We start from the raw sequence: 19,984 nt of genomic DNA on the forward strand, positions 1-19,984 counted from the left end.
ACAAATGCGGTTGGGGCTATTTCGGCTGTGGCCGCCAGCTGTTGACATACTGGCCATTCTCGACCCGCTCACACAGATCCCCGACCTGCAAGGCATCCCGGGTATCGAGCATGACGGCCACCTCGTCGGTGAACTTCTTGGCATAGGCCTGTCCCGCCGCGAACGCCTTGGGATGGGGGCCGTGGGTGAAGCCGGCGGGATGGAAGGTGACCATGCCTTTTTCTATGTTGTCGCGACTGAAGAAGTCACCGGCGTGATAGAAGAGCACCTCATCAAAGTCATCATTGCTGTGATAAAAAGGCACCCGCAGCGCACCGGGGTCGCTCTCTATGGGGCGCGGCACAAAGGTACAGACCACGAAGCGACTCGCCACAAACGTGGAGTGTGCCGAGGGCGGCAGGTGATAACGATGGCTCATCAGCGGGCGAATGTCGCGCCAGTTGAGCTTGACCAGGGTCAAGTCTCCGTGCCAACCGAGGGCATCGAGGGGGTTGAAAGGCCAGGTCACCACAGAGACCTGATTGTGGCGCTTGATCTGCAACGACCAGGGCTGCTCGTCTTGCTGGGCGAGAAAGGCTTCATCGATGGCTGGCACCGCCAGGGCGGCCGAATCGAAGATGGCATGATTGCCCACCAGCCCCTTGTCCGGCAGCTGATAACCATCATTGGTCGCCTCGATGAGCAGGATGAACAGGGGTTCATGCGGCTCAATGCGCCACATGGTACCCCGGGGGATCACCACATAGTCCCCATCGCGCAAGCTAAGGTGTCCATAGTCACAGAACAGCTCGCCACTGCCCTCGTGGATGAACAGCAACTCATCGCCATCGGCGTTGCGTACCAGGAAGGGCATCTTGTCCGCCAGCCGCCAGACCCGGTAACGACAGTGCGCGTTATGGAGCACATCCGGCACAACCCAGGGCGACAGTGAGTCTATCTCTTCATGGAGGCCATTGAGATCGAAAGCCCTTGGCCGCAACGGTCCTTCCCAGCTGCTCCAGTCGGTCGGGGCATGCTTGTGGTGCATGTGGGTAGCGGGGCCGAAGAAGCCGGAGCGCCCGAGTTCACGCTCGAAAATGGCTTGCTCGGGCAAGTCGGCATGAGCCTGGCGCGACGCCGTGCCCTCCCGGTGGGGAAAATTAATCCAGTTACGCATGGCAGACTCCTGGCACGCGCCCGTGCCCGCAACGGAAAAAGAGGCGAGCCCGGCGGCTCGTCCCGGCCTTATTGATCATTGAGCACTCCCCGGCGGATCTGATCCAGTTCGATAGACTCGAACAATGCCTGGAAATTCCCCTCGCCGAAGCCTTCATTACCCTTGCGCTGGATGATCTCGAAGAAGACGGGGCCTATCACCGTATCGGTGAAGATCTGCAGCAAAATGCCATCCTTGGTGGGGGCGCCATCGATCAGGATGCTCAGCTCCCTGAGCGCCGCCAGATCTTCGTCATGACCGGCCACCCGTTCATTTACCTTCTCGTAATAGGTATCAGGGGTCGACATAAAGGCGGTCCCTCTCTCCCTCAGCGTACGGATAGTCTGGTAGATATCCGTGGAGGCCATGGCGATATGCTGTATCCCCTCCCCCTTGTATTGGCGCAGGTACTCCTCTATCTGGGATTTGTCGTCGGACGACTCGTTGATGGGGATGCGGATCTTGCCGCAGGGGGCCGTCATGGCGCGAGAGTGCAGACCGGTCAGCTTGCCCTCGATGTCGAAGTAACGGATCTCGCGAAAATTGCCGATCCGCTCGTAGAAGTTCGACCAGACATCCATGTTGCCCCGCTGCACGTTGTGGGTCAGGTGATCTATCTCGTAGAGGCCTGCATCTACCTCATCCATACGGGCTTGCCAGCCGGGGTAAAAAACGAAGTCGACGTCATAGATGGAGCCCTGTGCGCCATATCTGTCCACAAACGACAGCGTACTCTCGCCAATGCCGTAGATGGCGGGAATGTTGAGCTCCATCGGGCCTATCTTGCCGGCAAAGGGCTTGGCTCCCTGAGCCAGAGCATACTGCTGCGCCTTGCCCGCATCCTCGACTCTAAAGGCCATGCCGCAGACACTCGGGCCATGGACACTGGCAAACTGCTCGGCCTGGGAGTGCGGCTCGGCATTGACCACGAAATTGATCTCCCCCTGGCGATAAAGCCAGCACTCTTTGTGTTTGTGACGGGCTACCTCGGCGAAACCGAGGGAGACAAACAGCGCCTTGAGCGCAGCGATACCCTTCGCATCGGGCGCCGTGTATTCGACGAACTCAAAGCCGTCTGTGCCGAGAGGATTGATGGTGTTGGCTGCACTCGCCTTGGCTGCAATCATGGTGCGCTCCTTTGCACGAAATCAGGTTGAACGGATAGGTGTTAACAACTTGTTTCATTAGAGGTGCGCTGCCGCGGGAAAGAAAGAGGGCAGGCTCAGATAGTCGCCATGCTAAAGGGGATGATAAATGTAAACGATATGTGACAAGCAAGATCCCGACTTGTAGTGACGGCCTTGCCCGCGATGCATGCTGTCAGTTTTCGCTTACAGCGAGCTCAATATTCAGTGTGCACGCCCGGCAACCGCCACTGCTTGACCACAATCCGAGGCAGTCGAGCCCTGGCGCGGCGCAACAGGCTGGGTTTGGGGTTGACAAGCCATGCCACAGTGCCCAGACGCAACAACGGCAGATCGTGCAGGCTGTCACTCAGGCAGAGCGCGACCTGGCGCCGGGTCATGGCGGGCGTGATTTTGGCGGCGCCATGACAATAGTGGTGCGGGATCAAGCCGCCCCAGGCATAACGCAACCGGGTCGCCTCAATATGAGCAGGCCAGGGCTGGCAGGCAGGCGCTTGGGCAAATGCCAAGGCAAGCTGGCCTCGCACCAAGGCCCGCGGGCTGGCCGACACTATCCAGAGCCTGTGGTGGTAGCTCGCAAGCAGTGCCATGGCAGGGGCAAAGAGGCCCAAACGGCTGGCGCTGTATGCACGCACCAAGGCGCGCCAGGCCAGGGGAGAGAGCCCAAGGGTGATGCTCCACCAGATGAGGCGGATCCCCCACCCTCTCCCCCTGGCAAACCACCTCGCAGGCAAGAGGGAGAGCAGCGCGCCCAACCGCAGCAGAGGAGACAGCATCAATGGCCAGCGGCGCCTGCCCAAGATGAAACGCAGCAGACCAGCATGGCTGTCCCCTGGCGCCAGAGTACCATCAAAGTCGGCCAGAATAAGGCCCTCACCGATAGGCCCGAGCGGCAGTGCGGGTTCTGGACATGCACCGGGTGTCATCAAGGAGCCAGCCTTGCAATCGCCGCCGCCAGCTCAGGGCAGGCAAATGCCGAACCGGGCTCCGGGGGACACTCAAAGGCAAAAGGGGTATCCCAAAGGGTAAAGTCGAGACGCCAGGCATGAAGATAACCGCGCTCGGCCGGGCTGCCACCATAGCGTTCATCGCCCAGAATGGGGGCTCCGATACTCTTCATGGCAACCCGGATCTGGTGGGTTTTGCCGGTCTGGGGCTTGATGCGAAACAGGCGCAATCCTTCACGGACTGGCGTGGAATCAAACCAGCTGATGGCAGGGTTATCCAGGCTGCGGGTCAGCAACCAGCTACCGCCGCGCCCTTTTTGCATGTCGCCCTTGATCCAGCCTTGCTTCTTCTTGGGTTTGCAGTCAGAAAGAGCCAGATACTGCTTGCTCACTTGTCGCTGCGCAAAGCTCATGCTCAGCGCCCGATTCACCTGCGGGGTGCGGGCCAGTAACAGCAAGCCCGAGGTCATCTTGTCGAGCCGGTGCACCGGATAGAGTTCGAGCCCGGTATCGGCTCGCACCAGACTCACCAGACCAGAAACTCCCGCTTCGTCATGCATGCCAATTCCAGGCCCTTTGGCGAGGACCAGGAAGTGTTCGTTTTGTGACAGGATTCGATACATAGGCGACATTTTGACGTATTCTCATGGTAGTTGGCACTCAAACGTGCCCGATAATAACACCCCACACTGGCTCACAAGTTGAAGACTCACACGGATGATGAGATGCCTATTTTTCTTGATCTTGCTTTGCCTTGAGGCCATTCCTTCCGCTCAGGCCAACGAAGATATTGCGCCCAGTGCAGACAGCGTTGTGTTGCAGCTGCGCTGGCTGCATCAACCCCAGTTTGTTGGCTATCACATGGCCAAGGCCAAAGGATTTTACGCAGAAGCGGGCCTGGACGTGGAGATCCGCCAGGGGGGCAAGGGGCTAAGTCCGGTGGCTGAGGTGTTGAGCGGACGCGCCGACTTTGGCGTCGGCAATACCGAAGTGTTAACCCAGTACGCCGAAGGCGAGCCCCTTCTGGCGCTGGCTGCCATCTTCCAGCACTCCCCGTCCATTTTCCTCGCCCGGCGCGACAGCAATATTCTCACCCTTGCCGGCATGCGTGGCAAACGCATCATGATGTTCCCAGAGCATCAGGACGCCGAGTTGCTTGCCACCCTCTTCTATCAAGGGATCCGCGAAGATGAGCTGATCCCGTTGCAGACCTCGGTCAACATCGACGATCTGGTGGAGCGGCGAGTCGACATCTTCAATGCCTATCTGAGCAATGAACCCTTCTATCTGGAGGAGCGGGGCATCCCTGTCTCCGTCATCAGTCCACGCAACTACGGCGTGGATTTTTATAGCGACATGCTCTTTACCACTCAGGCAAACCAGGCCGAACACCCGGACAGAGTAGAACGCTTTCGTGCTGCCAGTCTGCGCGGTTGGCAATATGCCCTGGCCCATCCTCAAGAAGCCATCACGCTGCTTCGTGACCAATATGGATTGACTCGCTCCCAGGCACACATGGAATACGAGTTGCAGGTCAGCAAGGAGATGATACAGCCGCTTTATGTGGAAATAGGCTACATGAACCCGGCGCGTTTCGAACATATTCTCGACCAGTTGGTGGAGATAGGTCTCCTCAAACACACAGTCCCCCTGGCCGACTTTCTCTACCATGCGCCCTCGGCCCAGTGGGTATTCTGGCGTCCCTGGTTCATGCTGAGTCTGGCTGCCACCGTCCTGATCCTGGTGCTGGCTCTCTATCTCTGGCTTTGCAACGACCGATTGAGCAAGGAGGTTGCCCTGCGCAAGCTGCGCGAATCGGAGATCATGCAGCTCGCCCAGCGCGACCCCCTCACAGGCCTGCCCAATCGCCTCAGCCTGATGAATCGGCTGCGCGAGCAGATAGTCCAACCCGCACCAGGCTGCCTGCTGTTTTGCGATCTCGATGATTTCAAGCGCATCAATGACAATTTCGGGCACAGCCAGGGGGATGCCATCCTCTGCCAACTAGCCCACCGAATTACCAGCGCCATCGGCCATCAATGCTTCTTTGCCCGGCTGGCGGGGGACGAGTTTATCCTGCTGCTGCCCGGCTACAACCTTAAACAGGCACACGACGTGGCCGAGGTGATCCGGCTCGCCATGGCCGCCCCCTTCGAGACAGACGGCCAAACCATGCAAGTGGGGATCAGCATCGGCGTCAGTCACTACCAGAGCGGCTGGAGCGCGGAGCAGTGGTTGATCCAGGCTGACAAGGCCATGTACTGCGATAAAGGCGTGGCCCTCACGGCACTGGTTGAGCAGTCGGGCTGACCCGCGCCGCCGAGCCAAGAGAGCAGGCCCGCATCACTGTGGGCCTGCTGTTTCCAAGATGGGGCAGGTGTTTGCTCTGGGGAAAATGATCCACTAACTCTCCACTTGGCTATCTCAGAACGGCTGATACAACGCTGGTCGAGCAGACAATGGTGGCGCTTGGAACCTTGCAGGTCTGGGGTTCCGACCAGCCCTTGTTCAGATACAATACATAATGGCTCTGGAATAGTGTTCCCAGTCATCTGGGTGTCGACTTGAAATTGCTTCTCGTCATCCCCATTTGTTCCCCATACAATAGGGCGAAGGGACGACAAGGTTCGTCCCTCCCAGTACCAACGAGGAAAACAAGATGGATACCCGTTCTGTCTATACCGGCACCCGAGGTGCCGTACGTGATACCAACAAGGTGCTGCGTAACACCTACATGCTGCTCTCCCTGACCTTGGGCTTCTCTGCCATTGTCGCCGGCGTTGCCACTGTGATGAACATGCCGCCCCTGCACTGGGCCATCTTCCTGGTTGGGGTCTACGGTCTGATGTTCCTGACCGAGAAGAACCGTGACAACGGCATGGGCCTGGTATTCACCTTCGCCCTGACCGGCCTGCTCGGCTACAGCCTTGGCCCCATCATCAACATGTACATGAACAATGGCGGCGGCGAGATAGTGATGACGGCGCTCGGCGGTACGGCGCTGACCTTCTTTGGTCTGTCTGCCTATGCCCTGACCACCAAGCGGGATCTCTCCTTCATCGGTGGCATGCTGTTCGTCGGTTTCTGGGTGCTGCTGGTGGCCATGGTCGCCAACATCTTCCTGCAGATGAGCGCCCTGAGCCTGGCCTTGTCCGCCATGTTCATGCTGTTCTCTTCCGGTGCCATTTTGCTGACGACCCAGCAGATAGTGCGCGGCGGCGAGACCAACTACATCTCCGCCACCGTGACGCTCTATGTGTCTATCTACAACATCTTCCTGAGTTTGCTCAGCCTGCTCGGCGGCAACCGCAACTGATGACCAGCAACCCCGCTTCGGCGGGGTTTTTATTGCATACTCCCCGGCCAGCCTGATCCAAATCAGGGTCATTTGATGGCGTTCGCGTTACACTGATGACCTCGAATCGCAAGAGACTCTCCTCCCCCATGCCTGTTGAATATTCCGGCCTGCTGCGCCGCCTGCTCACAGACAGCCATGTCTACTTTGCCCTCAAGGTACTCATCGCCATACTGGGTCTGCTCGCCATCGCCCTCGTCAGTGGCGATATCCAGCTCACCGTGCTGCTCTCTCTCGGGGTCGTCGCCGGGGCCATCGCCGAAACCGACGACAGTCTCTGGGGACGGGTCAAGAATCTGACCATGACGCTGCTCTGCTTCTTGTTCGCCTCCCTCTGCGTCCAGTACCTGTTTCCGACACCTTGGCTGTTTGCCATCGGGCTGGCTGGCTCGACCTTCCTATTCGTCATGGTCGGCGCCCTGGGACAGCGTTACGCGACCATCAGCTTCGGCTCGCTCCTGATTGCCATTTACACCATGCTCGGCGCCGCCAAGGCACCGGATCTCTTCTACCAACCGCTGGTGCTGACTGCGGGCGCCCTCTGGTACGGCGTGGTATCGCTCATCTGGCTCTGGCTTTTGCCCTACAAGACTCTGCACGAACAGCTCGCCCAGAGTTACTTTGCCCTGAGTCGTTATCTGCGGGAAAAATCCCGCTTCTTTCCTGCCGATGAACACGGCGCCCAAGCCATTCGCCACAACCTGGCCCAGCTCAACATCCAGCTGGTCGGCTCCCTCAATCTCACCAAGACGGCCCTCAATGCCCGGCTGCACAGTCAGCGCCGCCAACCGGCCCCCGAACTCGCGGGTCTGTTGCGCCTCTATCTGTTGGCACTTGAAATACACGAACGTGCCACCTCGAGCCACTACCCCTATAGCCAGCTCGAAGCCGAACTGAAACAGGGGCTGGTCATCGATGGCTTCCAGGAAGTCCTGCTACAACTGGCGGAAGCCTGCCAGCAGCTCGGCTACGCCATCTTGGTGCACAGCCCCTATCGCCATCCCAAACGCATTCGCTGGGCATTGGAAGCCCTTGGCGATCAGCTCGAGTTCACTCACCTCAAGCAGCACTATCCCAAGAGCCTGCTGACCCCGATGAAGTTTCTGCGCCGCAATCTGGCCAGCATCAATCAGCTACTGACCAGTGCCGAGGAGCTGCAAAACCCGGCGATAACGCCAGGGAGTCTCCCCCCCCTGGCCAGGCCGCCACACATCCCCTTGCTGACCCAGTTGCGCCAGCACCTGAGCCTTGACTCCATGGTATTTCGCCATGCCCTGCGGCTGTCGCTTGGACTGGTGGTGGGTTATGGCATCTTGCAGGCCTTCCATCTGGACAAGGGTTACTGGATCTTGCTGACTGTGCTCTTTGTCTGCCAACCGAGCTACAGCGCGACCCGGCGCCGCTTGATGCAGCGCATGCTTGGCACCTTTGCCGGCCTGCTGGTTGGCGTGCCCATTCTCTGGCTGCTGCCGGACCTGCATGGTCAACTGGTGGTGATGGGGCTGGCCGCCTTCCTGTTCTTCACTCAGGTGCGCAGCAACTACAGCGCCGCAGTCTGCTTCATCACCCTCTATGTGTTGATGGCCTTCAACCTGCTCGACGGCATCGGTTTTGCCATCCTGGGCCCCCGCCTGCTCGATACCCTGCTCGGCTGCCTGCTCTCCTACGCCCTGGTGGCCTGGTTGTGGCCGGACTGGCAGTACAAGCGTCTGCCGCAGCTCATCGCCAACTCGCTGTCGGCAAACGCCCGCTATCTGGAGGCGGTACTCGCCAGCTTGCACCTGCGCCGCGATGAATCCCTGGACTACCGCATCGCCCGCAAGAATGCCCACCTGGCCGACAGCGAGTTGGCCATGGCCTGGCAGAGCATGCTGGTCGAACCCCAGCGCAGGCGCCGCTTCCTGGATCTCTGTTTCACCCTGACCTGGCGAAATCACGCCCTGCTCTCCTACATCTCGGCGCTGGGTGCCCACCGGGATCAACTCGAACCCATAGAGGGGCTCAGCCAGATCAGCCGCCACCTGAGCCATACCCTGGCCCTGGCTGCGGGTCAGCTGGCCGGTGATGACCCCCAGGAGGCGCAGACCAGCTGCCCTCTGCCCGCCCAGGAGAGCACGGAGGAGCAGCTGATGCTGAGCCAGCAGCTGAATCGCATCAGCCAACTAGCCGATGAGCTGCTGGCGCTGGCCAACCAGAGCCGGTTGCTCACCGCGCCCCAAGACGCTACCATGCCGACCCCATCATGACTTGCCCCAAGGAGGCACTCATGTCCGATAATTCGGTGCTGACATGCAACGGGCGCACTATCGAGACCGACACCAAGGGCTATCTGCTCAATGTGAACGACTGGAGTGAGGAGCTGGCCGTGGTGCTGGCCGCCCAGGAGAATATCGAGCTAGGCGAATCCCATTGGGAAGTGGTGCGTTTCGTGCGGGCCTTCTATCTGGAGTTCAATACCTCCCCCGCCATTCGTGCCCTGGTCAAGGCGATGGAAAAGCAGTTTGGCCCCCAGAAAGGCAACAGCCGCTATCTCTACAAGCTGTTCCCCCTGGGACCTGCCAAGCAGGCGACCAAGATAGCGGGTCTGCCCAAGCCGGTGAAGTGCATCTAAAACGCCACCAATAAAAAAGACCGCGCCAAGGCGCGGTCTTTTTTAGTTAGCTTGAAGACTGCCCCACCGTCATCAAGGGTTGTAAGCCACCACAGAGCCGCTCAGGCCGGTTTGCTGACTCACCTTGGCCTGTATGCCCTGCAGCTTGGCCTTGGAGACATCCGGGCCGATGAAGACCCGGTTGATCTGACCCTGTACCGGCGTGCGTGGCACCGTATGAGCCGAGTAACCCGACGCCCGCAACTTGCTCACCAGTGCATTGACACTGTCCTTGTTGCGGAAGGCGCCCAACTGAAGGACCCAGCTGCCCTGAGCCGGTGCCGGCGCGGCCTGAGTGACCAGCTGCTTGCTCTGCAGCAGATCGTCCATGCTCTTGATCTGTGGCTTGGCGGGCTCCGGCTTGACCTGAGGCTTGGGTTGCGGCTTTGGCACTGGCTTGGGTTGTGCCTTGACCGGCTCTGGTTTCTTAGCAACCACGGGCTCTGGCTTGACGATCGGCTGGCTGGCCGCCTGCGCTGCCGCGCCTTGCTGACCCAAGGTCACAGGCGCTGACACCTCTTCGACCTGCCACTGCTGCGCAGCAGCAGCCTGCTGCTTGCTCGCATCATGATCGCTGGGCAGGGTACTGGCGGCAGAGACCTGGAGCGCGGGCTTGGCAGGCTCGAGCTCGGGGCGCAGCGGGATAGTCGCGAAAGCGTCGTCCTTTTGCGCGATTTTCTGGCCATCAAGCATGTCAGGCAAGAAGATGACCACCAGAGCCACCAGAATAACCGTGCCCACCAATCTGTTTTGGAACTTAGAAGCCAAACCTTACTCCTACCCTTGTGTTGCTACCCAGCCCGGCGCGCATAGCGCATTCAGGCCGGTTGTGTCGCCAGAATATCGGCAACAGTGTAAAACGATCCAAAGACAATGACCACATCGGCGGGACTCGAGTCGGCCAGCGCCTGCTGATAAGCCTCAGTCACGGCATCATGCTGTGTCACGCGCCCCTGCCCCTGTCCCAGCGCATCCGCCAGCTGGCCCGCACTCGCGGCGCGCGGCCCGGTAAGGCTCGCGAGATACCAGCTGTCGATGAGGCCGTCGAGCTCGGCAAGGGACCCCGCCATGTCCTTGTCCTTGAGCATACCGACCACGGCACGGCGTACTCCGCTGCACGGAATGGCGCTCAGCTGACTGGCCAGATAGGCCGCAGAGTGGGGATTGTGGGCCACATCGACGATGACCAGGGGCTCGGTTTGCAAGCGCTGCATCCGGCCGGCCAGCCGCGCATCACGCAACCCTTTGCGGATTGCCGATTCGGGCAACGTCAAGCCGAGCCGCTCGAGGGCCGCCAGTACCGTAACCGCATTCATCAAGGGCAATGCGGGCGTTGGCAAGCCTTGATAGCATTGCAGCCCCCGATAATCCCAGCCGGCCTTCGCATCTTCACGGGCTTGACCACTGAAGTCGCGGCCTACTTGATAAAGATGAGCGCCGAGGCGCGCCGCCTCGCTGGCGATCGTCGCCGGAGGATGGGGCTCACCGCTGATGGCGGGTTTGTCCGCCCGATAGACGCCGGCCTTCTCCACCGCCACCGCCTCGCGGGTATCGCCGAGCCAGTCGCAATGATCCAGGGCGATGCTGGTGATCATAGCCACATCGGATTCCACCACATTGGTGGCATCGAGCCGGCCACCCAGCCCGACTTCCAGCAATATCACATCGGGAGCATGGCGGCGGAACAACCAGAGCGCGGCCAGGGTGGCAAACTCGAAGAAAGTGAGCGCTATCTCTGCGCGGGCCGCCTCCACCTCGGTAAAAGCGGCGCAGTGCTCCTGCTCGTCCAGTTCCAGGCCATCGAGGCGCACCCGCTCGGTGAAACGCAGCAGATGGGGGGATGAGTAGACCCCGACCCTGTAACCGGCGGCCATCAGGATGCTGGCAGCCATGGCACAAGAAGAGCCCTTGCCATTGGTTCCGGCGACCGTCAGCACCTTGCCGGGCAACCTAGTCAGCCCCATGCGCCGTGCAACTTCGCCGACCCGTGTCAGACCCATGTCGATATTGACCGGATGGATCTGCTCCAAATAAGAAAGCCAGTCGACCAGCGACCGGCTTTGAGATTGTTGCATGTTTGAACTCATGTTCAGTCTTCGACGACCTGGGTGTTCATCAGCTTGGCGAACAAGCTGGCAAGACGATCACGCATCTCGCGACGATCGATGATCATGTCGATGGCGCCCTTCTCCAGCAGAAACTCGGAGCGCTGGAAGCCTTCTGGCAGCTTCTCGCGTACCGTCTGCTCGATGACACGGGGGCCGGCGAAGCCGATCAATGCCTTGGGCTCGCCCACATTGATGTCGCCCAACATGGCCAGACTGGCAGACACACCGCCCATAGTGGGGTCGGTCAGCACAGAGATATAGGGCAGACCCGCCTTGGTGAGTCTGTCCAGCGCCGCGCTGGTCTTGGCCATCTGCATCAGGGAGAACAGGGCTTCCTGCATCCGCGCACCACCAGAGGTGGAGAAGCAGACCAGACCGCGGCCCTCCTTGATGCTCTCCTCGACGGCGCGCACGAAGCGGGCACCGACCACGGAGGACATGGAACCACCGATGAAGGAGAACTCGAACGAACAGGCGACGACAGGCACCCCTTTAAGGGTTCCCTTCATCACCACCAGCGCATCTTTTTCCCCCGTCTCTTTCTGGGCGGCGGACAAACGATCCTTGTAGCGCTTGGAATCCTTGAATTTCAAAATATCCTGCGGCTCCAACTCGGCGCCGATTTCACTGCGACCATCTGCGTCGAGGAAACACTCGAGGCGAGCACGGGCGGTAATGCGCATGTGATGGTTACATTTGGGGCAAACCTCAAGGTTGCGCTCCAGCTCTGCCCGGTAGAGCACCTGTTCACAAGATCCGCACTTGGTCCACACCCCTTCCGGGATGTTATGACGACGGGGGGTAGTGATCTTGCTCTTGGGAAGGATCTTCTCAAGCCAGCTCATGGAATTCCTTAATGCTTTTGTGCCTGACAATACGCATCGAGCCTTGATAGTTCAATGACTTACGGCTCGATGGCAATAAACGACGGATCATTAAACCACAATTTTTCGGGCGCAGTTACTAAAAACTGGTCGTACCCGGTGCCGAGTCCGGCAGCCAGAGCGGGCCGAGCGGCAGCCTGGGCAGCCCCTGCTCGGCAGGATAATCGACGTCAACCAGATAGAGGCCACCGGCTTTGGCGGTGGGGCCGGCCACGTCACGATCCTTGGCGGCCAGCACCTCGGCTATCCACTCCACGGGTTTGAGTCCCTGGCCCACCAGCAGCAGGGAGCCGGTGATGTTGCGCACCATGTGATGCAAGAAGGCGTTGGCGCGGATATCCAGCACTATGTAGGGACCGGACCGGCTGACGCACAGGTGGGTCACATTGCGCCAGGGACTCTTGGATTGACAACCCGCGGCGCGAAACGAGGTGAAATCCCGCTCGCCAAGCAGACTCTGGCCGGCTTGGTGCATCAGGGCTGCGTCCAGGGTCTCGTGGTAGTGACTGACGCCGCTGCCAAGGATGGCGGGGCGGAAGTTATGGTTATAGATGACATAGCGGTAGCGACGAGCGGTGGCGCTAAAACGGGCATGGAAGCCCTCATCCACTTCCTTCACCCAGCGCACCCCGATGTCGGGGGGCAAGTTGGAGTTCACGCCAAGCGTCCAGGCGCTCTCGCTGCGGATGGCCTGGGTATCGAAGTGGATCACCTGACCGGTGGCATGCACCCCGGCGTCGGTGCGCCCGGCGCACTGTATGCTCACCTCGTGGTTGGCGATGCGGCTGAGGGCCTTTTCCAGCTCCTGCTGGACGCTGATCACTTCCCGTTGACGCTGCCAGCCAAAATACCGGCTGCCGTCATATTCAATACCTAGGGCAATTCGCATGAGTCTGAGTATCACTCTTTGAGAGAAAACGCGGCGAATTATACCCACACAGGCACAAATATCCCAAAAAGAAGGGCGCCCCTGGGGTCGCCCTGCTTGCATCCAGCTATCAGGCCAGCCGCTTGAGCAGCTTCTCGGCCTCGTTACGCTGCTTATCGTTGCCCTGCTCGGACGCCTCGACCAGCAGCTCGCGAGCACTCTCCTTGTCATCTATCTCAAGGTAGGCCCGGGCCAGATCCAGCTTGGCACCCACGCCGCCGTCATCGGCATCCACATCGAAGCCGTCGGACTCTGGCAGTACCTCGGGGAAACCATCCAGTCCCACATTCAGGGAGAACCCCTGATAAGGCTCCTGCTCGCTCTGGTTGGCATTGGCATCGGCCAACAGGCTGTCTATCTCGACGAAGTCATCGGCCGCAGCCTCAGCCCTGGGTTTGAGCTCCTCGCCGGGTTCGACTTCTGCGAAGGCATCCTCGAAATCGGCCAGGGCCAACTCATTGGGATCCTTGGCTGGCTCAGGGCTCATGCCCCACTCAGCCAGCAACTCGTCTGCAGTCTGAGATGTGTGATCAGTGCCGGACACGGGTTCGTCGTCCAGGCTGGTATCGAGATCGCTGAAGTCCAGCTCCGGCAGCTCATCATCCTCAAGGGCGGCACTGCCCTCGGGAGATTGGGCGGCGAAACGATCCTCTTCGGCATCAAGCTCGGCATTGAGATCCGCAAACAGGGCGGCTTGCAGCTCCTCCTCGCTCATCAGCTCCTGATCGGCAGCCGGATTGAACTCGCTGGCCAGATCCATTTCGGGCTGTTCGGGGCGCTCGAACTGCTCATCGGCGGCGAGATCCAACTCGGGCACCAGTTCAGGATCCCGCATCTCGGCTTCCCGAACCTGCTCCCCTTCGTCGCTAAATACCAGGTCCAGATCGTCCGGCTCAACTCGGTGCGCAGCCGCTTCATCGACAGCAGGCGCGGCACGGGCAACAGGCTCTTCATCAATGTCGGCACCGATGAGCTGATCGAACTCGCTCATCTCCTGCCCCATCACCACGGAGGTGGTCTCGGAGAGATTCTTCTCTTGCTCTTCCAACTCGCGCCGGGCACGGGCCCGCAGCCAGAGCGTCACCAACGCCAATACCAGCAACACGGGCAACAGTATGATCATGGCGAGGTTCAAAGGTGACGCGAGCAAGTCGGTCAGCCAGTTCTGCGCCGGAGGGGCTACCGCCACAGGCGGCACAGGGTTGGCCCTGAGCTCGGCCACCTCTTTTTGCAAGACAAGCTGATCTTGCAGCTGCGCCTTGAGGGTCTCGACCTCCTCGGTCAGGGACTGCAGGCGCATCTTGAGCCGGTGATTCATCTCGGTTACTTGACCGAGCTGGGCATTGGCATCTTCCAGCGCCAGGGCCATCTCGGTAACCGGCTTGCCCTGAACAGTTTCAGTTGCGACCGGCAAGGGCGCTGGGGCACCACTGGCGACATTGGCCAGTGCCGTTGTCTGTGCGCCGCTGGCCAGTTTGCTGACTTCGCCGGGCACCTTGGCGGGGGTCGCAGCAGCCGCCAATACCGGGGCCACGACCGGGACCGGTATCGGGGCTGCCGATGCGGAGGCAGGCTTGACGCTCGGCTTAGGGGCCGGCTTGACAGGCGGCTTGGCCTGAGGCTGAACACTCTGTTTGCTGGCAAGATACTTGGGACTCAAGCCTTTCCAACTGGCGTTATCGCTGTTGAAGCGTTGGCGAGCCTGGGCATCCGTGTGACGGCGCGCTTCAGCTTCGCTCGGCAGCGTGATGCTGGAACCCACCAAAATATGATTGATGTTGCCATCGGCAAAGCTGGCGGGATTCTTGTCGTAAATGGCGACCATGGTCTGGTAGACACTGACCCGACTGCTCGGTCTGTGCTTGCTGGCGAGGCTCCAGAGGGTATCGGTGGAACGAACCGGACCATAACGGCGGCCCCCTTGATTGAGGGAGGCAATAGGTTGCGGTGAGCGTACCGGCTGGGCCTGACGCTGCACGGGCGTCGCGGGCTGAGTCGGCCGAGTCACCTGGCTTGCAGGTTCATCGGGTCCCTTCAACTCCACGAAGAAGGGATCCCGGCTGGCCTCTTCGGCAGAAGCAGAAGTGGTATTGAGCAGACTCAACGCGAGCAGCGTCGCCAGTGTTATGCGGGAGTGTCCCATGTTCGTTCCTTCGTATGACGGCCTATCACATTGAAAAATCTGGATAGTTGCCCCAAAACAGTCGGTTCAATATAAATCAGGCTCGAGTCTCAAGCCAGTCATCCGACGCAAATAGCACCCAATTCGTGCCCGAGTGTAGGGGTAAAGTTAATTAATTGATATTAAGGGGGAATATCGAAGCCGCTTCCTGCAACTTCGATCACACTCGGCCTCTCTTGGACGAGAGGCCGAGTGTCGATAGGAGCTTACAGGTAGTCGCGGATCAGCAGTTCGGCAATTTGCACACTGTTGGTCGCCGCGCCCTTACGAACGTTATCGGCCACGATCCACATATTTATACCGCAAGGGTGAGAAATATCCTGACGGATGCGACCGACCATGACGTCATCCTGCCCGGTGGCGTCGCCAACCGGCGTCGGATAGCTGGCATCGTCGTCAAACAGGTTGATACCGGGCGCGACCCGCAGCAGGGCCTTGACCTGTTCGGCATCCAGCGGCTGGTGCAGCTCGACGTGCAGCGCCTCGGCGTGGCAATAGAACACCGGGACCCGCACACAGGTGGGGTTCACGGCGATGCTGGCATCCCCCAGGATCTTCTGGGTCTCCCAGACCATCTTCATCTCTTCACGGGTGTAGCCGTTGTCGGTGAACTCATCGATCTGCGGGATCAGGTTGAAGGCGATCTGATGAGGGTAGACGCTCACCTCCGCCGGCAGACCGTTGAGCAGCCTGGCGGTCTGGCCAGCCAGCTCACTCACCCCTTCCTTGCCCGAACCCGAGACAGACTGATAGGTCGCCACATTGATGCGGGCAATGCCCACTTCGTCATGCAGGGGCTTGAGCGCCATCAGCATCTGTATGGTGGAGCAGTTCGGGTTGGCAATGATGTTGCGATTGCGAAAATCGGCCAGGGCATTCGGGTTCACCTCCGGAATAACCAAGGGCACATCTTCGTCATAACGGAAACAGGAGGTGTTATCGATGACGATGCAACCCTGTTCGGCGGCAATAGGTGCCCACTTGGCAGACACTTCGGAACCGGCGGAGAAGAGCGCTATCTCGACCTTGCTCCAGTCGAACTCTTCCACATCCAGGATCTCGAGGTTTTTTCCGTCAAATCGCACCGTGTCACCGGCGCTGCGGCTGGAGGCCAGGGGATAAAGGGTAGCGACCGGGAAGTTACGCTCTGCCAGGATCTCGATCATGGTCTGACCAACGGCGCCACTTGCGCCCAATACCGCTACGTTAAACTGCTGGCTCATCATTCTCTCCTCTCAAATGACTAAGGAGGGCTCTGGGCCCTCCCGCTGCAGGACGCATCCTGCTTGTCTATGGCTGTAAATCGGTGGTACTTGTTCTGTGATAACGGGATGCTCAGCCCCCCTTGACGGACTCAGCGCTGGCAGTCAAAACCCAACGCAGCCAAGGCGGGGGCCGCTGCGAAGGGACCGCTCAGACGCAGGGCCGAGAGCTCGCGCCGCTCGGGATAGTCCTTGCGCTGGCCATCGAAGCTGCCCTCAATGGCGAGTCGACTCCGAAAGCGGGCATCATCGCGGCGCACGTCATAAATCAGATGCACCAGCTGCTTGATCAGGCCCTGATCAAGCCCTCGTCCAAGCGTGAGCTCGCTCACATCCGGCGTGGGCAGCAACTTGTGCAGATCCCCGCGCGGGTTACGCCCCGTCTGCTGGCACAGTGCCTGATAGAGCATCCAGGTACCGCGCGCCTTGCCCTCCAGGCTGTAACCGGCAATATGAGGGGTGGCAAGCTCGGTATGGTCTACCAGCGCCGTCAGAATGTGGGGCTCGTTTTCCCACACATCCATCACCAGCCGCAACGGGCTTTCGCCGCGCTGGCGGGTGAGCAGGGCCTGATTGTCCCACACCTCGCCACGGGACGCATTGATGAGGATCTGCCCGGCTGGACGGGCGGCGATGTGGGCGGCATCGAGCAGGTGGTAGGTTGCATCGGGACCCTCAGAGGTGATGGGCACATGGAAGCTGACGATGTCGGCGCGAAGGGCATCCGGGTAGTCGACAAACCCTTCCCCCTCAGCCGCCAGCTCCCCTGCCCTCGCCCGAGGCGGATCGCAGCGCAGCACCCGCATGCCGAGCGCCTCGGCCTTGCCTGCCACGCACTCTCCCGTGTTGCCTGCTCCGATGACGGCCAGGCTCATGCCCGCCAGGGTCAGCTCATAACGCTCGGCCAGCACCAGCAGGGCGGAGAGCACATAGTCCCCCACCGACTGCTTGTTGCAGCCCGGAGCGCTGAAAAAGGGGATGTTGCGCATCGCCAACAGAGCCTTGTCGATATGATCCGTGCCTATAGTGGCGGTGCCAACGAAGCTCAGCCTGGGGGAGTTGGCAAGCAGACTGGCATCAACCCGGGTTACGGAGCGCACCAGCAACACATCGGCATCCTGCAGATCCGCCGCGGTGATATGCCGTCCGGGCAAGGGAACCACCTCGCCAAATTCGGCAAACAACTCGCAGGCATGGGGCATATTTTCATCGACGACGATCTTCATTGGGCTCTCTTCATGTTCAAGACGGATGTTCACAACCGGCCACAGCCGCGCCATTCTAGCCCATACAAGGCAACGGGTCAGACACTTATTCTTCTCTCTTCTACCGCCACGGACGCTTGACCGCCCCAGCCCATACAGACCAAGTGGCCAGGCGCTGATACGTGAACCAACATTGGCCACCGCACTGATTTGTAACACCATGTTGTTGGCCCCATCTCGCGGCTTGACCGACAAGCGGAGACTGGCACAATGTCGCCTCTTTGTTACCTGTTGCCCCACGCACCGTTACGAGCCCCGTTATGCCAACCCATCCCTCTTCATTGCCGCGCAGCCAGGCGCTTGCGTTCAGTGCCGCCCTGATCCTGCCGCTGATATTGCTGCTCTGCCTGCCCTGGCAGCCTTTTATGGTCAACGCCCTGCAATCGGACTGGTTGTGGTGGCCCTATGCCCTCACCCGTATGGTGGATATTCCCGGCCTTGCCATCAGCATCGCAGCCCTGCTGCTGCTGACCCGCTATAAACTGGCCCTCACTCTGCCCGCCCTGCTGGCCTTGGGTGGCGCCCTCTTTGCCGTGCTCGCTGGCGACTGGGTCATCAAGAGCCTGCTCAAACACCTGACTCAGGAGCCGCGGCCCTATTTGCTCTGGCTGGAGAGCCAACAGCTGATCCCTGCCATCCAGCAGTTCTACGCCAGCAAGGTCGAGGTGCGCAGCGAACAGGTGCATGCGGCGAGCCAGCTGTTGGCCCTGCCCCAGTTGCTCGGCAACCACTGGCAGGCGGAAGTGAGTTACGCCTTCCCCTCCGGCCACAGTATCGCCGCCATGAGCCTTGCCCAATTCTTCGGTCTGATCTGGCTGGCCCGAGCCCCTCGCGGGGTCTGGCTGCTGCCGCTGTGGGCGCTCGCCATCGCTCTGTCACGCACCCTGATCGGTATGCACTGGCCACTGGACGTGCTGGCAAGCGCCCTGCTCGGCAGCCTGACCGCCCTGTTCGCCGCCCGCTGGTGGCTACGCCACTATTGACCGTCAATCACCACCAGTGACGCCTACCCTGGCAAATATGACAACGGGCACCCTGAGGTGCCCGTTGTCATATCAAACAATGTGCAATGGGGCTCGACTTAGCCTTGGTTCGCCTGCCACCCCTGCGGGTATTTGTAACCGACAAAACGCTTGGCGGCATAGGCCTTGAACGCGGCGGAGTTGTAGGCGGCAGCGACATCCTTGGCAAATGGCGTGTCGGCATCGCCGCTCCTGACCACGACCCAGTTGATGAAGTCATAGCTGCGTTCGAGGAAGAGCCCCTCGGTAAAGGGGATACCGCTCGAGGCCGCATAATTGCCATTGATAACGGTAAAGTCCACATCTTCCCGCGAGCGGGGCAGCTGGGCCGCCTCCAGCAGAACCAACTTGAGATTATGGGGGTTGCCGACCACGTCAAACTCGCTCGCCTTGAGGGGGTTGATGCCCTCTTTCAGCTTGAGCCAGCCCATGTCTTGCAGCATCAAGAGCGCCCGCGCCTGGTTGCTGGGATCATTGGGCAGCGCCACCGTGCTCCCCTCTTTCAAGGCAGACAGGGTGTTGAGCTTGCCTGCATAGAGGCCCATGGGGCCGGTCGGCACCTGGGTGATGGGGCTCAGCGACAGGCCCCTGTCCTTGGCAAAGCTCTCCAGATAGGGTTTGTGCTGGAAACAGTTCACATCGAGCGAGCCATCGGCCAGGGCTATATTGGGACTCACATAATCGGTGAACTCCACCAGCTTCACTTGGTAGCCCTTGGCCTCCAGCTGCGGTTTGATGGAATCGGTCACCATGTCGGCAAAGTCCCCCACCGTCGTGCCAATCACAATCTCTTTTTTGAGAGGGGCGGCAGCATGGGCCGCGGTGGCAGAAAAGGCACTGCTGGCGGCCAGCAAGGCAAGGGCGGAAAGCTTGAAGAAGGAACGGCGCTGCATGGGGACTCCCTGTCAAAATGATGGTCGAGAAACGGTGGCCAGATGGCGGAACTTGGTTGCTGACACAGAACACCACAACCATCCAGCCATCTAAACGGCCAATTTCAAATACCATAACAGAGCCCACCCTCTTCGCCAAGCAACAAAA

At 60.1% G+C, this 19,984-nt stretch carries 17 protein-coding genes; 5 read left to right on the plus strand and 12 right to left on the minus strand.

Annotated features, from left to right (window positions below; genetic code table 11):
* Positions 1–16: 16 nt before the first annotated feature.
* The 4 genes from ACSMDR_RS02930 to ACSMDR_RS02945 form a co-directional block, all read right to left on the minus strand.
* Positions 17–1,156: a homogentisate 1,2-dioxygenase gene (locus ACSMDR_RS02930; RefSeq protein ID WP_436466966.1), complete on the minus strand. Its 1,140-nt coding sequence runs from the start codon at positions 1,154–1,156 to the stop codon at positions 17–19.
* A 68-nt stretch (positions 1,157–1,224) separates the two neighbouring features.
* Positions 1,225–2,322, minus strand: coding sequence for a 4-hydroxyphenylpyruvate dioxygenase (gene hppD / locus ACSMDR_RS02935; RefSeq protein WP_436466967.1), 1,098 nt, complete (start codon positions 2,320–2,322; stop codon positions 1,225–1,227).
* Between the two features lie 215 nt (positions 2,323–2,537).
* The gene (locus ACSMDR_RS02940) at positions 2,538–3,266 is read right to left on the minus strand and encodes an HAD family hydrolase (protein ID WP_436466968.1); all 729 of its coding nucleotides are present in this window, start codon (positions 3,264–3,266) and stop codon (positions 2,538–2,540) included.
* The gene (locus ACSMDR_RS02945) at positions 3,266–3,910 is read right to left on the minus strand and encodes a TIGR01621 family pseudouridine synthase (protein WP_436466969.1); all 645 of its coding nucleotides are present in this window, start codon (positions 3,908–3,910) and stop codon (positions 3,266–3,268) included. The genes ACSMDR_RS02940 and ACSMDR_RS02945 overlap by 1 nt, the downstream gene beginning before the upstream one ends.
* A 94-nt stretch (positions 3,911–4,004) precedes the next feature.
* Here ACSMDR_RS02945 and ACSMDR_RS02950 point away from each other — a divergent pair, with 94 nt between their 5' ends.
* The 4 genes from ACSMDR_RS02950 to ACSMDR_RS02965 all read left to right on the plus strand — a co-directional run bounded on the left by ACSMDR_RS02950 (position 4,005) and on the right by ACSMDR_RS02965 (position 9,253).
* The gene (locus ACSMDR_RS02950) at positions 4,005–5,597 is read left to right on the plus strand and encodes an ABC transporter substrate-binding protein (protein WP_436466970.1); all 1,593 of its coding nucleotides are present in this window, start codon (positions 4,005–4,007) and stop codon (positions 5,595–5,597) included.
* Between the two features lie 349 nt (positions 5,598–5,946).
* The gene (locus tag ACSMDR_RS02955) at positions 5,947–6,603 is read left to right on the plus strand and encodes a Bax inhibitor-1/YccA family protein (protein WP_427263191.1); all 657 of its coding nucleotides are present in this window, start codon (positions 5,947–5,949) and stop codon (positions 6,601–6,603) included.
* 128 nt (positions 6,604–6,731) lie between these two features.
* Positions 6,732–8,888: a YccS family putative transporter gene (gene yccS, locus ACSMDR_RS02960; protein WP_436466971.1), complete on the plus strand. Its 2,157-nt coding sequence runs from the start codon at positions 6,732–6,734 to the stop codon at positions 8,886–8,888.
* 20 nt (positions 8,889–8,908) lie between these two features.
* Positions 8,909–9,253, plus strand: a complete 345-nt coding sequence (locus tag ACSMDR_RS02965; RefSeq protein WP_436466972.1) for a TusE/DsrC/DsvC family sulfur relay protein — start codon at positions 8,909–8,911, stop codon at positions 9,251–9,253.
* Between the two features lie 72 nt (positions 9,254–9,325).
* Here the strand turns inward: ACSMDR_RS02965 and dedD are convergent, their stop codons facing one another.
* The 7 genes from dedD to ACSMDR_RS03000 all read right to left on the minus strand — a co-directional run bounded on the left by dedD (position 9,326) and on the right by ACSMDR_RS03000 (position 17,882).
* Positions 9,326–10,060, minus strand: coding sequence for a cell division protein DedD (gene dedD, locus ACSMDR_RS02970; protein ID WP_436466973.1), 735 nt, complete (start codon positions 10,058–10,060; stop codon positions 9,326–9,328).
* A gap of 50 nt (positions 10,061–10,110) precedes the next feature.
* Complete coding sequence (gene folC / locus ACSMDR_RS02975; protein ID WP_436466975.1) at positions 10,111–11,379, minus strand: bifunctional tetrahydrofolate synthase/dihydrofolate synthase; 1,269 nt, start codon at positions 11,377–11,379, stop codon at positions 10,111–10,113.
* A 2-nt stretch (positions 11,380–11,381) separates the two neighbouring features.
* Positions 11,382–12,245: an acetyl-CoA carboxylase, carboxyltransferase subunit beta gene (gene accD, locus ACSMDR_RS02980; RefSeq protein ID WP_005904174.1), complete on the minus strand. Its 864-nt coding sequence runs from the start codon at positions 12,243–12,245 to the stop codon at positions 11,382–11,384.
* Positions 12,246–12,363: 118 nt separating this feature from the next.
* Complete coding sequence (truA, locus tag ACSMDR_RS02985; RefSeq protein WP_005904171.1) at positions 12,364–13,173, minus strand: tRNA pseudouridine(38-40) synthase TruA; 810 nt, start codon at positions 13,171–13,173, stop codon at positions 12,364–12,366.
* A gap of 109 nt (positions 13,174–13,282) precedes the next feature.
* Entirely contained in the window at positions 13,283–15,355 is a 2,073-nt protein-coding gene (locus ACSMDR_RS02990; protein WP_436466977.1) for a FimV/HubP family polar landmark protein, read from the minus strand.
* A gap of 245 nt (positions 15,356–15,600) precedes the next feature.
* Positions 15,601–16,617 carry an aspartate-semialdehyde dehydrogenase gene (locus tag ACSMDR_RS02995; protein ID WP_005904167.1) on the minus strand — a complete coding sequence of 339 codons (1,017 nt, stop codon included), beginning with the start codon at positions 16,615–16,617 and terminating at the stop codon, positions 15,601–15,603.
* A 131-nt stretch (positions 16,618–16,748) separates the two neighbouring features.
* Positions 16,749–17,882, minus strand: a complete 1,134-nt coding sequence (locus ACSMDR_RS03000) for a 4-phosphoerythronate dehydrogenase (protein WP_436466978.1) — start codon at positions 17,880–17,882, stop codon at positions 16,749–16,751.
* A 299-nt stretch (positions 17,883–18,181) separates the two neighbouring features.
* Between ACSMDR_RS03000 and ACSMDR_RS03005 the strand changes: the two genes are divergently transcribed.
* On the plus strand, positions 18,182–18,904 hold the full coding sequence (locus ACSMDR_RS03005) for a phosphatase PAP2 family protein (protein ID WP_436466979.1): 723 nt from the start codon (positions 18,182–18,184) through the stop codon (positions 18,902–18,904).
* A gap of 98 nt (positions 18,905–19,002) precedes the next feature.
* Here the strand turns inward: ACSMDR_RS03005 and ACSMDR_RS03010 are convergent, their stop codons facing one another.
* Complete coding sequence (locus ACSMDR_RS03010) at positions 19,003–19,836, minus strand: MetQ/NlpA family ABC transporter substrate-binding protein (RefSeq protein ID WP_436466980.1); 834 nt, start codon at positions 19,834–19,836, stop codon at positions 19,003–19,005.
* Positions 19,837–19,984: the final 148 nt, after the last annotated feature.

The sequence above is a fragment of the Aeromonas molluscorum genome, from assembly GCF_051376105.1.
Taxonomy (GTDB): domain Bacteria; phylum Pseudomonadota; class Gammaproteobacteria; order Enterobacterales; family Aeromonadaceae; genus Aeromonas; species Aeromonas molluscorum.

What these genes read in the sequence shown, in the direction of transcription:
- ACSMDR_RS02930 (WP_436466966.1), bottom strand. Translation starts at nt 1,156, where the DNA reads ATGCGTAACTGGATTAATTTTCCCCACCGGGAGGGCACGGCGTCGCGC.
- hppD (WP_436466967.1), bottom strand. Translation starts at nt 2,322, where the DNA reads ATGATTGCAGCCAAGGCGAGTGCAGCCAACACCATCAATCCTCTCGGC.
- ACSMDR_RS02940 (WP_436466968.1), bottom strand. Translation starts at nt 3,266, where the DNA reads ATGACACCCGGTGCATGTCCAGAACCCGCACTGCCGCTCGGGCCTATC.
- ACSMDR_RS02945 (WP_436466969.1), bottom strand. Translation starts at nt 3,910, where the DNA reads ATGTATCGAATCCTGTCACAAAACGAACACTTCCTGGTCCTCGCCAAA.
- ACSMDR_RS02950 (WP_436466970.1), top strand. Translation starts at nt 4,005, where the DNA reads ATGATGAGATGCCTATTTTTCTTGATCTTGCTTTGCCTTGAGGCCATT.
- ACSMDR_RS02955 (WP_427263191.1), top strand. Translation starts at nt 5,947, where the DNA reads ATGGATACCCGTTCTGTCTATACCGGCACCCGAGGTGCCGTACGTGAT.
- yccS (WP_436466971.1), top strand. Translation starts at nt 6,732, where the DNA reads ATGCCTGTTGAATATTCCGGCCTGCTGCGCCGCCTGCTCACAGACAGC.
- ACSMDR_RS02965 (WP_436466972.1), top strand. Translation starts at nt 8,909, where the DNA reads ATGTCCGATAATTCGGTGCTGACATGCAACGGGCGCACTATCGAGACC.
- folC (WP_436466975.1), bottom strand. Translation starts at nt 11,379, where the DNA reads ATGAGTTCAAACATGCAACAATCTCAAAGCCGGTCGCTGGTCGACTGG.
- accD (WP_005904174.1), bottom strand. Translation starts at nt 12,245, where the DNA reads ATGAGCTGGCTTGAGAAGATCCTTCCCAAGAGCAAGATCACTACCCCC.
- truA (WP_005904171.1), bottom strand. Translation starts at nt 13,173, where the DNA reads ATGCGAATTGCCCTAGGTATTGAATATGACGGCAGCCGGTATTTTGGC.
- ACSMDR_RS02990 (WP_436466977.1), bottom strand. Translation starts at nt 15,355, where the DNA reads ATGGGACACTCCCGCATAACACTGGCGACGCTGCTCGCGTTGAGTCTG.
- ACSMDR_RS02995 (WP_005904167.1), bottom strand. Translation starts at nt 16,617, where the DNA reads ATGAGCCAGCAGTTTAACGTAGCGGTATTGGGCGCAAGTGGCGCCGTT.
- ACSMDR_RS03000 (WP_436466978.1), bottom strand. Translation starts at nt 17,882, where the DNA reads ATGAAGATCGTCGTCGATGAAAATATGCCCCATGCCTGCGAGTTGTTT.
- ACSMDR_RS03005 (WP_436466979.1), top strand. Translation starts at nt 18,182, where the DNA reads ATGCCAACCCATCCCTCTTCATTGCCGCGCAGCCAGGCGCTTGCGTTC.
- ACSMDR_RS03010 (WP_436466980.1), bottom strand. Translation starts at nt 19,836, where the DNA reads ATGCAGCGCCGTTCCTTCTTCAAGCTTTCCGCCCTTGCCTTGCTGGCC.